This window comes from Microtetraspora niveoalba, from assembly GCF_001570405.1.
GTDB lineage: Bacteria > Actinomycetota > Actinomycetes > Streptosporangiales > Streptosporangiaceae > Microtetraspora > Microtetraspora niveoalba.
Genome location: NZ_BBYM01000025.1, coordinates 1 through 13,522, shown reverse-complemented (window position 1 = coordinate 13,522; position 13,522 = coordinate 1). Strand labels below are relative to the sequence as shown.

Below are 13,522 nucleotides of genomic sequence, written 5' to 3'. Positions count from 1 at the left end.
TGCGGCGCCCGCCCGCCTCAGGACACCACGTCCTTGGCCCGGAACCGCCGGAAGGCGAACGCGACGAGGATCACCGCGTACGTCACGGACACGGCCACGCCCTTGATCATCCCGCTGTAGTCGGGGTCGGGGGAGAGGGCGTCGAGCCAGGCGGTGTTCCAGAACGTGGGCAGGAACTCGCGGACGGAGCCCAGAGCCTCCACCGCCTGCAGGATGGTGCTCACGATCACCAGTCCGACCGCGCCGCCGACCGCGCCGAGGGGCGAGTCCGTACCGACCGACAGCAGGAACGCGAGGGACGCCACGACGAGCTGGCTCACCAGCGCGTAGCCCACCACCACGGCGAACCTCGGCAGCACGTCGGCGGCCGGGATCGTCTCGCCGGTGCCCGGGACCTGGATGTCGTGCCAGCCGAAGGCGACCGTGCCCGCGAGCAGGGCCATGAGCGGCAGCACGGTCACCGCGGTCGCGGAGTAGGCCATCGCGACGATCAGCTTCTGCCGCAGCAGCCGGTCGCGGGGCACCGGCGCGGCGAGCAGGTAGCGCAGCGACGACCAGCTCGCCTCGCTCGCCACCGTGTCGCCGCAGAACAGCGCCACCGCGACGGCCAGCAGGAAGCTCGCGGACACCGACAGAACGAAGGCGGCGAAGTTCAGCCCGCCCTGGGTGGCCAGGTCGGAGATCCGCAGGCCGCCGCCGCCCCGCCCGGGCGCCGGGCCGAACTGGAACGCCACCACCAGGACCCACGGCAGCGCGAGCAGCAGCCCGAACATCGCCATCGTCCGGCGGCGCCGGAACTGGCGGACGAACTCCACGCGCAGCGGCAGGGTGCGGCCGGGCGCGTACCCGCGCGCCGTCCCGCCGCCCGCCGCCGTCCGGACGCCGGCCGCGCGGGTCCCGGACGCCGGGACCGGGGCGCCGTTCACGCTCATCGGGACTCTCCGATCAGGTCGAGGAAGACGTCCTCCAGGCGGGGGCCGGGACCGCCGGAGGGGGAGCGCGTGGCGAGCAGGTCGCCGACGGGCCCCTGGAAGACGAGCCGCCCGCGCCGCATGACCACCACGTGCGTACAGGTCTGCTCGACCTCGCCGAGCAGGTGGCTGGAGACGATCACCGTGCGGCCCCCCTCGGCGTACGCCTTGAGCACGGCCCGCATCTCGGCGATCTGGGGTGGGTCGAGACCGTTCGTGGGCTCGTCGAGCACGAGCAGGTCGGGCAGGCCGAGCATCGCCTGGGCGATGGCCAGCCGCTGGCGCATCCCCTGGGAGTACGTGCGCACCGCCCGCTCCAGCGCCGCCCCGAGCCCGGCGATCTCCAGCGCCTCCTCCATGTGGGCGTCCTCGGCGGGCCGTCCCGTCGCCTGCCAGTAGAGCTCCAGGTTGGCCCGGCCGGTGAGGTGGGGCAGGAACCCCGGCCCCTCCACGAACGACCCGAGTCGCGACAGGACCGGCGCGCCGGGGACGACCCGGCGGCCGAAGATGCGGATCTCGCCCTCGTCCGGGTGGATCAGGCCCATCATCATCCGCATCGTGGTGGTCTTGCCCGCGCCGTTCGGCCCGAGCAGGCCCAGCACCTGCCCCTTCTCGACGTGGAAGGAGAGGCCGTCCACCGCCTTCTCGCCGTTGCGATAGCGCTTGGTCAGGCCGGTGATGCGCAGCGGAACGCCGTCCGGCTCGCCGCCCCCGTCCGGGACGGTACGGCGGCGGCCGGCGAGCAGGAGCCCGGCCGCGACCACGATCGCGGCCAGCGGCGCCGCCCACGTCCACCAGGCGGGCCCCGTCGCCGGCGTGACGAGCGACGCGTCCACGGGCAGCGAGACGGCTCCGCCGGCGAGGCCCACCCGGTACGCGGCGGGCGCGGACGGCGTCGCGTACCCCATGTCCGTGGTCGCCACCACCAGCCGCAGCCGGTGGCCCGCGTCGAAGCGCCGGTCGATCGCGGGAAGCGTGACGGTCGTCTCGGCGCCGGACTCGGAGGCGGTGACGCGCAGCGGCGAGACCAGGCTCGACGGCAGCACGGCGAGCCGTCCGCCGCTCGCGTCGTAGAGCTTGGCGAACAGCGTGACCTCGCCCGTGCCGTACACCTTGATCTTGACGCTGGGGGAGCCGGTGACGTGGACCGGCTTCGTCAGCGGGGCGCTCTCGAACACCGCGGCCTGGCCGGGAATGTCCACCGAGACGCCGGCGCTCGCGCTCGCGCCCCCGAGCAGGCTGCTCAGGCCCGGCACGACCGAGACGGACGCGGGGGAGCCTCCGGGAGGGTTCGCGATCGGCTGGACCGGCCCGGCGATCGGCACCTCGGTGCGCGAGGCGCCCGCCAGACCGGCGTACGAGGGCGCGGCCGCGTGGACCACGACGGAGCGCCGTGTGCCCGGGTCCCTGCCGCCGTCGCGGGACACCGTGAAGCCCTCGACACCCGCGGACGTCCGGCCGGCCCGCACGCCGGGAACCGGCGAGTCCTTGAGCCAGCGGTCGAGCCAGGCCGCGGTGCGCTCCTCCACCCATTCGTCGTCGGCCTCGGAGCCGCCGCCGTCGTGACCGCCGCTGATCCAGGCCATCTCCACCGGCGCGCCGGTCGCTGCGATCGCGCGGGCGTTGGCGTCGGCGTGCGCGAGGGGGAACAGCGAGTCGCGCTGGCCCTGGATCAGCAGGGTGGGGATCCTGATCCGGCCCGGCACCGACACCGGGCTGGACGCCCGCAGCAGCTTCACGGCCTCGGGGGTGGCCCGGCCGGTCTCCGCGACGGTCAGGTACATGTCGCAGATCTCCGGCCGGAACCGCCCGCACTGGGCCCGTCCGGACGTCCCGCTCCCGTCGCCGGTCCCGCCGCCCATCTTGCCGCCGGTCCCGTCGCCCGTCTTGCCGTCCTTCGCCGGGCCGTCGGCCGTGCCCGTGCTCGTGCCCGTGCTCGTATCCGTGCTTCCGCCCGCGCCCTGGTCGGCGTTCGGCCGGGTCGAGCCGGGCGCTCCTCCGGCGAGCGCGGCCGGACCCCCGGCCGCGGCTCCGGACAACGCGCTGCCGCCCGCGCTGAAGAAGAGGCCGGCCCACATCTTCTTGAACACACCGTGCTCCGGCCCCTGGCCCGTCGACTCGGGGAAGAGCGCGTCGGCCAGGTCGTACCAGGTGATCTGGGGCACGATGGCGTCGATCCTGTCGTCGTACGCGGCGGCCATCAGGGCGATCGCCCCGCCGTACGAGCCGCCCGCGATGCCCACCCGGGGGTCGCCGCTCGCGTCCAGCCGCACGTCGGGGCGGCGGGCGAGCCAGTCGACCAGCGCCCGGACGTCCTTCACCTCGTAGTCCGGCGAGTTCAGCGCGATCTCACCGGTGGACCGCCCGAACCCCCGGGCCGACCAGGTCAGCACGGCGTAGCCGCGCCCGGCCAGCCGCGCCGCCTCGTCCCGCAGGTCGTCCTTGCTGCCGCCGAAGCCGTGGGCGAGCAGCACCGCCGGGGCCTTCCCGCCCGAGGCGGGTGGGAAGAAGGTGGCGTCCAACGTCACCCGCTGGTCGCCGGCCGGGCCGTCCATCACGGAGACGGCCACATCCTGGCCGCGCACCCGCGGCTCGGACGGCCACAACGACCAGGCGAGCCCGCCCGCGACCACCAGCGCGAGCGCCACCGCGGCGGCGAAGGTGCGCCGCCCACCCCGAAGCGTCATGCGGGGAGCCTACTCAGGCCGTCCTGAGAACCGGCTGAGACGCCCGCCCGGCGGGGCCGTCCGAGCCGGTCCCTGGCCGGATATCCAGGACGTATCGGGGTTGTTCCCGATTGCGTATCAGGTGAGGGGACCGGCATCATTTCGCGCGTGATTGGAACGCTCAGGCAAACACCTCATCGGATCCTCGATTGGGCCCTCCCGTACTGGACGAGGGGGGAGGCGGGCAGGGAGACCCCGGCGGAACTGTTCCGGGTCCTCTACCTCGGCTGGCTGACGGCGTTCGTCCTGAAGGTGCTCGGGGCGTCCTGGGACGTGTCCTGGCACTTCCGATGGTTGCGCGACGACCTGGCCCCGCCGCACCTGCTCAACACGGTCGGCACCGTCATCGCCGTCGGCCTGACCATCGTCCACTGGTACACCGGTTACGGCGTGGACCGCCTGGCCTCCCGGCTGATCGTCTGGGGCACGGGGGTCTTCCTCATCGCGATCCCGCTCGACCTGATCAACCACCGGGTCAACGGCCTCGACATCACCGCGTGGAGCCCGTCGCACGCGCTGCTGTTCATCGGCACCGCGCTGATGATCGCCGGAGTGATCCGGGGCTGGTGGCTCGGCGCGCCGCGCGGCGACGCGCGGACCGAGCGGCGGCGCAGCGTCGTCCTCGGCGCGCTGTTCCTCTTCTTCCTCGAGAACCTGCACTTCCCCGCCCAGCAGCAGGAGTACGGCGTGCTGGAGATCGCCTCGTGGGATCGCGGCGAGCCGTACGCGGAGCCGAGCCTGCTGAAGTTCGCCGCCAACCAGCTCGGCCGCGCGGTGGACCGCGAGATGATCGTCAAGTTCTCGCTGCCGGTGCCGGACCTGCTCTATCCGCTGTGGGCCGGCGTCGCGGGCCTGCTCATCCTGGTCGTCGCCCGCCTCATGGTGGGGCGGGCGTGGACGGCCACGGCCGTCGCGGGCGCGTACGTCGCCTACCGGGCGCTGGTCTGGCCGCTCTTCGTCGGGATGGGCTTCCCGGCCTCGGCCGTCCCGTTCTTCTTCGTGCTCGCCGCCGTCGGCGTCGACCTGGCGTTCATGGGCTGCCTGCCGCTCGGCGACACGATGCTCGCCCGCCTGGCGCGGCCCGTGCTCGGCGGCGCCCTGGCCACCGCGGGCACCTACGGCGGCCTCGCCCTGCAGGCACGGTTCCTTTCCGCGCCGCCGTACCCGGTGGACTCGTGGCCGCTGGCAGGCGGTCTCCTCGTCGCCGTCTGGCTCGCCGCCGAGCTGGCGACGTGGAAGTACCGCCTGCGTGACGGCGACCGGGATCAGGAGACGGGCGCGCGGGTCAGCGCCACCGCCACGCCGTAGGCGAGGCCCATGACGGCGAGTTCGAACGCCACCCAGGCGGCGAACGCCGTCGGGGCCCGCCGGCTGATCGCGGGCAGCAGCCGCCAGCGGATGTTGCCCCCGAGCAGTGCCACCGCCCCGACGAACACGATCTTCGCGACGACGAGCCGGCCGTAGCCGGTGGTCACCAGCGAGAGCGGGAACTCCTGCCCCGGCGTCAGCAGCAGCTCGACCACGCCGTTGAACAGGCCGGTGAGGCCCACGACGAGCAGCGCCACCGTCGCCAGCCGGGAGAACCGCGGCAGCGCCGCCGCCAGCAGGCCGCGGTCGCCCGCGAGCAGCACGGCGAACGCGAGCAGGCCGCCCACCCAGGCGGCCGAGCCGATGACGTGCAGCTCCATCGACACCATGCTCATGTCGTGCCAGTACCAGTTGGAGGCGTGACCGGTCACCGGCAGCGGCAGCAGGCCGAACGCGGCCACCAGCACGCGCAACTCGGCCGGGACCTTCTCGCCGAACCTGACCGCGAACATGCCCACGGCGGCGCTCACCACCGCGCACGAGGCGCTGACGATGAGCCCCTGGCCCGAGCCGATCCGCTCGACGAACGCGGCGACGTCGGGCGCCTGGCCCGGGTTCAGCTCGGCGGCGCTCAGCACGGTGGAGACGAGCGCCGACGCGGCCCACACCAGCGCGGACAGCACCGCCCAGTGCCTCGCCCGCGCCGCCACCGGCTCGGTCCGCTCCGGATCGGCGAAGCCGAGCAGCTTGGGCAGCAGGCTGAGCCCGACCGTCGCGGTCGCCGCCACGTCGAGGACCAGCCGCATGACGGGCAGGCCGTACTCGACGAGCGGGCCGGGCATAACGATGCCCTGCGCGGCCCTGGGGAGGGTCGCCCAGGTCGACACCAGCGCGGCGACCAGCCCCGCGAGGACCAGCGTGGCGACGGCGAGCCTGGGGCGGGCCACCGGTTCCCCGCCGTCCGTCCCGGTGGCCGCGATCGCCGTCTCGGCCTTCGCGCCGTCCTCGCCGTTCGCCGGGTTCCCGGCGTTCCCGGGGTTCGTGGCGTTCTCGGAGGTCTCGGGGGTCTCGGGGTTCATGGGGGCGTCCGGCGGGGTCTGCGGCCCGGCGTCCCTCGCGGCTCCGGTCGTGGTCATGCCGCGCCTCGCAGACGGCGGTCGTGGCGTACGAGCACGTAGGCGGACAGGGCGAGCAGCGCGCCGGCGGCGACGAGCAGGCCCCACACCCAGCCCCCGGACGAGCTCTGCGCGGCGAGGTCGGCGGCGTAGGCGTCCGGCTCTCCACCTGCGCCCGGTTCCCCACCCGCGCCCGGCTCTCCCCCCGTGACCGGAGGCGGCGTGCCGCCAGGCGACGGGCTCGGGTCGGCCGAGGCGCTCGCCGCGGGGGAGGGCTGCCCGGCGGCGGTCCCGGCGGTCGTCAGGGTGAAGGTGATCGTGCCCGTGACCGGGTGGCCGTCGTTCGACACGATGCGGTAGCCGATCACGTACGCGCCGGCCGGACCGAGCGGGGCCAGGCCGACCGAGATGTCGTCGCCCTTCGCCGCGATCTCGCCCCGCGCGTAGTCGACCCCGTCCGGGCCGGTGACGGCGACGCGGGCGAAGTCCCGGCGTACGGGCTGGTCGAAGTTCAGCGTGATCCGCTCCGGAGCGGTGGACACCTGGGCGCCGTCCTTGGGGTCGCTGCCGACCAGCACGTTGTGCGCCTGCGCCGGTGCCGCGACGCCCAGCAGGGGAGCGCAGGCGAGCAGCAGGACCGTGAGTAGCCGCCTCACCGATGATGACCTTCCGTTGGATGCTTGCTGACCCAGACATGGTCCCATCTGTCCGGCACGAGTACGGCTCCCGCCGGGACGGGGCGAGGGCCGCATCGCCTACGGCGCCGCGGTTTCGAAGGGAGAGAAAAGTTCCGGCGCGGGGAAGCGGGGGAGGCCGTGCGGGCTTCCGGCCGGCCGCCCGAGGGAGACGGGCCGGAGACGTGAGGTTCCGGGCGGTGAGACCTGCGGGACCCGTGAGGCGGCCTTTCCCCAGGACCGGCGAGGGCGGGCCGGCCGTGCCGGGCAACCGTGCCGGGACGGGAAAGCCCCGGGCCGCGCGTGGGGGGCGTTAGGGTCACGCGGCCCGGGGTGTCGAGGGGCTCCGCCCGCCCCCGAGCCGGGAGGGCTCGGGGCGGGTGGGCCGGTGGGAGGGTCAGGAGGGGCGGTTCCATGGGCGCCGAGGCTCTCGCCCACGTCTCGGCGCTCGGAGATCACAGAGATCACGGTGATCACGGAGACCACGGGGGTCAGGGCGGTTCGGCGGACCTTCGAGACCTGGCCCCTTGGAGATCACACGGGTCGGGGCGGGTCAGCAGGCGCCGAGATCCTTCCAGACACCCCACTCTCCGGTGCTTCCCGGCTCCTCGTTCTGCGTCCACCACTTGGCCTGCCAGGTGTGGCCCTTGTGGGAGACCTGCTGGCCTCCGTTGTAGACCGTGCCGGCCGCCCAGGCGGGCGCGGAGCACGTGCCGCCGCTCGGCGAGGCGCTCGGTGAGGCGCTGGGAGACGCGCTCGGGCTGGCGCTGGGGGAGGGGTTGGAGATCGTCCCGCCTCTGGCGTTCTCGAAGACCAGGCCGTACGTCTTGCCGCCGAAGGTCAGCGTGTAGTTCGCCGGGCCGGGGGCGGGCAGGTAGTAGACGTAGTCGAGCGTGACCGACGCTCCCGGCGCGAGCGACTGCCAGGTGGGGAGCTTCACCGAGACCCGGTGGAAGTCGCCCTTGAGCCCGCCGACGTTGGTGCCGGTGTGCTCGCTGGCGATCACCCGCAGCCCGAAGCCGGACTGGTCCTTGGCGTTGTTCGGCGCGGAGGTCGCGTAGTCCCACTGGAACTCGGCCCCGCCCGGGATCGTCGTCTGCGAGTTGTTGGTGATCTTGAGCTTGGGGTTGATCGGGTAGTTGCTGTCGCCGACGGGGAACCCGGTCGCCTCCACGGTGACGTCCAGCTTCTCGGCCGGGATGTTCACCTTCGCCGTGGTCGCGCCGTACGGCGAGGCGGTCTTGAGCGTGTCGTAGGCGAGCGTCGTCAGCGTGTCGCCCATGAAGTACTCGGAGCCGGTCCACCGGTAGTCGCCGGCCAGCTCCCAGATCATCATGCCGCCGAGGCCCTTGTCCTTGACGTAGTTCGCCTTCACGCCGATCGACTGCTCGTCCTCGGTGGAGAGGAACACCTTCTTGTTCGCGTTCCACAGCCAGGGGGCGGCCATCGTGGAGTCGTAGAAGCGGGTGTAGGTGCCGGTCATCCGGTCCTCGGGGTCGTTCGCCGGGTCGAGGCCGTAGGCCGGGCCGTACGAGCCGGTGATGCCGTTCTCCAGGTTCTTGGCGTGCCACATCGGGTTGGAGCCGGCGCCGACCTCCTTGCCGTTCTCCTCGTCGTGCCAGAGGTTGTCCACGCCGCGGGCGCCGTCGCCGCAGGTGGTCAGCCCGATCGGACAGTTGGAGCCGTTCGACGTGCCCCACAGGCCGTTGGTGCCGCCGTTGACGTTCTTCCAGCCGCGCGTGTAGTACGGCACACCGATGTTGATCCGCCCCGCCGGCATCGCGCCGCGGAAGTAGTGGTAGGCCCAGTCGGTGTTGAGGTAGCCGATGCCGCCGTACTGCGAGGTGGTGTAGACGCCCCACTTCGCCAGCTCGGCGTCCTTGCCGTCGTCGTACAGCGCGGCGTTGGGGCCGACGAACTCGTTCCACGCGCCGTGCAGGTCGTACGACATGATGTTGACGTAGTCGAGGTACTGGGCGACCTGGAAGGTCTCCATGCCGCGCAGCAGATAGCCGGAGGCGGGCGCGGCCACGGTGAGCATGTAGTACTTGCCGTCGGCGGCGGAGGCCCGGTCGAGCTTCTCGCGCAGCGTCTTCATCAGCGCCGCGTAGCCCTTCATCAGGTTCGCCCGGCGCGCGTTGGCGATGGTCCAGTCGAGCGGGTTGCCCGCGTCCTTCATCGAGGTGGGGTACTCGTAGTCGATGTCCACGCCGTTGAAGCCGTAGTCGCGCAGGAACTTCACCGCCGAGTCGGCGAACGTGTCGATCCCGGCCTGGTTGACGCCGCCGCCCGCGTTGACGGTCATGCTGTAGAAGCCGCCGGAGGCCACCCGGCCGCTCCCCTCCAGGTAGCCGCCGGTCTCGGCCCAGCCGCCCACGCTGATCAGCGTCTTGGCGTGCGGGTTGGCCTTCTTGTACTTGTTGAGCAGGTTGAAGTGCCCTTTGTACGGCAGCGCCGGGTCGAGCTCCGCCCCGGCGACGCCCGGCCACTCCATGCCGGTCGCCGCGTTGTCCGGGCCGTTCGCGCCGACCGAGATCTTGTTGTCCGAGCCGACGTGCGCGAACGCGTAGTTGATGTGGGTGATCTTGCTCCACGGGATGTCCTTGGCCAGGTAGGACGGCTGGCCGTTCTTCCCGTCACGCCATCCGGTGAAGTAGCCGATGATCCGGCGCGGGTGGTCGGCGCCCATCTTCTCCCTGCCGGACTCGTCGTAGGTCAGGCAGTACGGCACGTCCACACCGGGCGTCCGGTAGAGGCCGTCGGGGCGGCAGGTCTCGTTGTCGGCGGCCGCTGCCGCGGCGCCGGTGAGGGCGCCGGCGACGAGGGCCAGCGACGCGGCGGCCGCGGCCAGCACCCCGCGTACGCGCCGGGTCGGGCGCGCGGACACGGCGGGCGGCCGGGCAGGCGGCTGGGCGGGCGATCGGGATGAGGACGGTCGTGAGGAGAACACGGGCGGGCCACCTCCATAGGCGACAGGACTTCGCGCGCACCCCGCCCCCAGGGGTCGTCGATCTGGAAGCTAGGCGCTCCCGCCTGGGCAGTCAATGCTTTCTTTTAGGAAAGTTTCCAAAAAGATAACCCTGGCTCCATGGTGTTTCGCCCCCGCCGCGCGTCTCGGCAGGTCCCGCCGGCCTGCGGCCGTGCCGGGCGGCCGTCTCGATGACACCGGTGTGACGGAAGTGTCAAAGTCGTGAGCGCGGCCCGGCAGCGGGCCGGCGACCGGGGCGCCGGAGGGGACGCGGAGGGCGGCTGCGAGATTACAACGTGGGAATTATGGTGATCACAGTATTGGAACGGCCTATTCATCCAGGAGGCCGGGCGGCGTAGCATCCGAGCACCCCTCACCTTGCGAACGGGATGCCCATGAACGTCACCGGTCAGGCCTCCGAACTCCCCGCAGCCCTCGCCGAGCCGGTGCGCCGGGTCGGGCCGCGCTGGATCGCCTTCATCTCCCTCGGCAACCTCGTCCTCTGGATGGGGTACTTCGGGCCGTTGCAGGTGCTCCTTCCCGAGCAGGTCGGCGAGATCGCCGGCGGCGGCAAGGAGGCCGCGCTCGCCCTGGTCACCGGGCTCGGCGCGGCGGCCGCCCTCATCGCCAACCCGATCGCCGGCGCACTGTCGGACCGTACGGCGGGCAGGTTCGGCCGGCGGCACCCCTGGACGCTGTCCGGCGCGCTGCTCGCCTGCCTCGGCCTGCTGTTCCTCTCCATGCAGAACACGGTCGCGGGCGTGGCACTGGGCTGGTGCGCGGCGCAGATCGGGCTCAACTGCCTTCAGGCGGCGCTGTCCGCCGGGGTCCCCGACCACGTCCCGGTGAGCCAGCGCGGCGGGGTGTCGGGATGGATCGGCATCACGCAGTCGCTCGGCGTGGTGGTCGGCGTCGGCCTCGTCACCATGGTCGCGACCGGGAGCACGTCCGGATATCTGCTGATCGGCCTGATCCTGCCGCTGTGCGTGCTGCCGTTCGTGCTGACGACGCCGGACCCGGCCCTCCCGCGCGAGCACCGCCCGACCTTCACGCTCAGGCACTTCTGGATCAGCCCGAGGAAACACCCCGACTTCGCGTGGGCGTGGGCCACCCGCTTTCTCATGAGCCTCGGCAACGCGATGGCGCTGCTGTACCTGCTCTATTTCCTGACCGACGCGGTGGGCTACGAGCGGCGGTTCCCGGGGGAGAAGGCGAGCGACGGCCTGTTCCTGCTGATCCTCGTCTACACCGGGGCCGTGGTGCTGACCGCCGTACTGGCCGGGATGCTCTCCGACCGGCTGGGCAAGCGGAAGCTCGTGGTCACGGTCGCCGGCACCATCAGCGCGGTTCCGGCGCTCATGCTCGCGTTCTGGCCGGAATGGAACGTGACCATGGTGGCGGCGCTGATCCTCGGGATCGGGTTCGGCGCGTACTTCGCGGTGGACAACGCCCTCATCACCCAGGTCCTGCCCGCCGCGAAGGGCCGTGGCAAGGACCTCGGCCTCATCAACATCGCCAACTCCGGGCCGCAGGTGCTCGGCCCGGTCATCGCAGGGCCGATCGTTGCCGGCCTCGGCGGCTACACCGTGCTCTATCTGACGGCGGGCGGGCTCGTCCTGCTCGGCGCGATCCTCGTCTGGAAGATCAAGAGCGTTCCCTAGACGTACGATCCCCCCTCAGCCCGGCTCTGCCACGGGCTCGCTCAGCCCGGTCTTGCTGCGGCTTCGTTCAGCCCGGTATTGCGGCCGGATCGCTCAGCTCGGTGCTGCCACGGGCTCGCTCAGCCCGGTGCTGCCATGGGGTCGCCCAACTTGGTTCGGGCACGGGTTCGCTCAGCCCGGTGCTGCCATGGGGTCGCCCAACTTGGTTCGGGCACGGGTTCGCTCAGGCCGGGGCTGCCAGGGGTTCGCTCAGGCCGGGGCTGCCAGGGGGCGCTCAACTTGGTTCTGCTGCCGGACTCCGGGCCTCGTCACCGCGGTGCCCGTCGCGGTCGGACGACCGCTGCCTCGGGCGGTGCAGGTAGGCCGCCGGTCATGTAGGACTCGGTGCCCCTGCTCCCGGGAGTGGTCTTGGAGACCAGTCGTCCGCCCCCGGCGTTGCTGGAGGCCAGTCGTCCGCCCCCGGCGTTGCTGGAGGCCAGTCGCCCGCCCTCGGTGTTGCTGAGGTCGGGCGCACTTGCTCGACCCTTGCTAGGGCTGGCGAGGCGATTGATGCCTGGTCAGGTCGCCGCTCAGGCCGGTCCCGGTGCGCATGCTCCTGTGGTGCTGGAGGCTGATCGTCTACCCGGTGGTGCTGAAGGTCTCGCGGCTGTGTTGGTCATGCGGGACGTCGTGCTTGGCCGCGCCGTTCATGGTGGCGTCTGAAGCGGGGGCGGATGTAGGTGGATCTCCGCTGGTCCTTGCCGGGCCGGTGGTGTCAACCGGCCCGCACCCATCGGCTGGGGCCGACGTGGTGGAGCCCCGCCGGCCCCTTGCGCGCGCGGTGGTGTTATCCGGCTTGTAGGCGTTGGGCTCGGGGGCCGATGTAGGTGAATCCCCATCGGTCTTTGCCCACCCGGTGGAGCCGGTAGTTCTGGGGGTTGCGGTAGCGGTCGCGGTTGTGGAACTGGCAGGTGGGCCCGAGGTTGCGCAGGTCGGTTGCGCCTCCGTCGGACCAGTTCATGACGTGGTCGATCTGGCAGAGGTGGGCGGGCAGGGCGCAGTCATCCACCATGCACTTGGTGTAGCGGGCGAGGATGGCCCGGCGTTGCCTTCTGGTGGCTTGGCGGGCTTTGCGTCCGACGTCGAGGACTTCACCGTCGGAGTTCATGACCAGGCGCGTGAGGCTGGAGGTGCGGGCCAGGCGGTGGATGTCGGTGACGGGGAGGAACTGTCCGGTGGCCAGCAGCAGCCCGGGCAGGGTGCGTCCGGAGACGAGCCCGCCCGGCGTGGCCCAGTCGGCGCCCCGCCGTCCGCTCCCTCGGCGGCCGTCTTGCACGCCACCGTGGCTCTGCCTGTCTTTTCTGGCGCCTCGGTCGCCCGGATCACGGAGGCCCTTCGGGTCATCCCGGCCCCGCATGCCCGCTCGTGCGCCTCGGTTGTCCCGGTCTCGGAGGCCCTCTCGGTCATCGCGGTGGTCCCGGCGCTGCGTGACGTCATTCCGGCCGTCCCGGTCGCCCACCCGCAGATCGCCTTGCTCCTGCGCGGTCGTGTCCTGAGAAGCATGGGCGTCCGGGCAGTCGGCGTCGGACGCCGTCGTCTCCCCGGCAGGGGACGCGGGCGTGGCTTCGGGCCCCTGATCCAGGAAGGCGGTGTCGTCGGGCTCGGATGTCTCGCATGTCTCGCCCTCGTCAGCGGCGTTGCGGGTGTTGATCGCGTCGGCGGTGTCGTCCATGCCCGCTGCGTCGAAGGGGGCGACGGCGTCGTCGCTGTCCGCCGTGGCGAAGGTGTCAGTTGCCTTGGTGGCCTTGGTGTCCTTGGGGGTGTTGGAGGTATCCGCCGCGTCGACGGTGTCGTCGCTGTCCGCTGTGGCGAAGATGCCGACAGCCTCGGTGTCCTCGGCGGCCTCGGTGTCCTCGAGGGTGTCGGAGACATCCGCCGCGTCAGCCGCGTCGGTAGTGTCGGCGGCCTCGGCGGCCTTGAACGTGTCCGAGGTATCGGTCACGTCGAAGGTATCGGTCGCGTCGAAGGTGTTGGACGTGCCCCGGATGTCCCCGCTGTCGTGAGTCTGGGCGGGCGGGTCATCCGGCAGGGACTCCGCGTTGATCAACACCAGAAGCTCA

General features: G+C 72.2%; 8 protein-coding genes. 2 read left to right on the top strand and 6 right to left on the bottom strand.

Annotation, left to right across the window (positions count from 1 at the left end; genetic code table 11):
• Positions 1-17: 17 nt before the first annotated feature.
• Positions 18-932, bottom strand: coding sequence for an ABC transporter permease (locus AWQ70_RS24215; RefSeq protein WP_067180080.1), 915 nt, complete (start codon positions 930-932; stop codon positions 18-20).
• Positions 929-3,658, bottom strand: coding sequence for an alpha/beta fold hydrolase (locus AWQ70_RS24210; RefSeq protein ID WP_067180077.1), 2,730 nt, complete (start codon positions 3,656-3,658; stop codon positions 929-931). The genes AWQ70_RS24215 and AWQ70_RS24210 overlap by 4 nt, the downstream gene beginning before the upstream one ends.
• Before the next feature lie 147 nt (positions 3,659-3,805).
• Here AWQ70_RS24210 and AWQ70_RS24205 point away from each other — a divergent pair, with 147 nt between their 5' ends.
• Positions 3,806-5,005 (top strand): hypothetical protein, encoded by a 1,200-nt coding sequence (locus tag AWQ70_RS24205; protein ID WP_084517750.1) that lies wholly within the window; start codon positions 3,806-3,808, stop codon positions 5,003-5,005.
• Here AWQ70_RS24205 and AWQ70_RS24200 read toward each other — a convergent pair.
• From AWQ70_RS24200 to AWQ70_RS24190, 3 genes are all read right to left on the bottom strand, one after another.
• Complete coding sequence (locus AWQ70_RS24200; RefSeq protein WP_245647129.1) at positions 4,963-6,141, bottom strand: CopD family protein; 1,179 nt, start codon at positions 6,139-6,141, stop codon at positions 4,963-4,965. The two genes, AWQ70_RS24205 and AWQ70_RS24200, sit on opposite strands and share 43 nt — an antisense overlap.
• Entirely contained in the window at positions 6,138-6,776 is a 639-nt protein-coding gene (locus AWQ70_RS24195; protein ID WP_067180071.1) for a copper resistance CopC family protein, read from the bottom strand. Before AWQ70_RS24195 ends, AWQ70_RS24200 begins: the two co-directional genes overlap by 4 nt.
• A 571-nt stretch (positions 6,777-7,347) precedes the next feature.
• Positions 7,348-9,744, bottom strand: coding sequence for a chitinase C-terminal domain-containing protein (locus AWQ70_RS24190; protein WP_084517748.1), 2,397 nt, complete (start codon positions 9,742-9,744; stop codon positions 7,348-7,350).
• Positions 9,745-10,157: 413 nt separating this feature from the next.
• Between AWQ70_RS24190 and AWQ70_RS24185 the strand changes: the two genes are divergently transcribed.
• A complete protein-coding gene (locus tag AWQ70_RS24185) occupies positions 10,158-11,423 on the top strand; it encodes an MFS transporter (protein ID WP_067180065.1) in 1,266 nt (421 codons plus the stop codon).
• 826 nt (positions 11,424-12,249) lie between these two features.
• Here AWQ70_RS24185 and AWQ70_RS24180 read toward each other — a convergent pair.
• A partial coding sequence (locus AWQ70_RS24180; RefSeq protein ID WP_505795657.1) for an HNH endonuclease signature motif containing protein occupies positions 12,250-13,522 on the bottom strand: 1,273 nt, incomplete at its 5' end.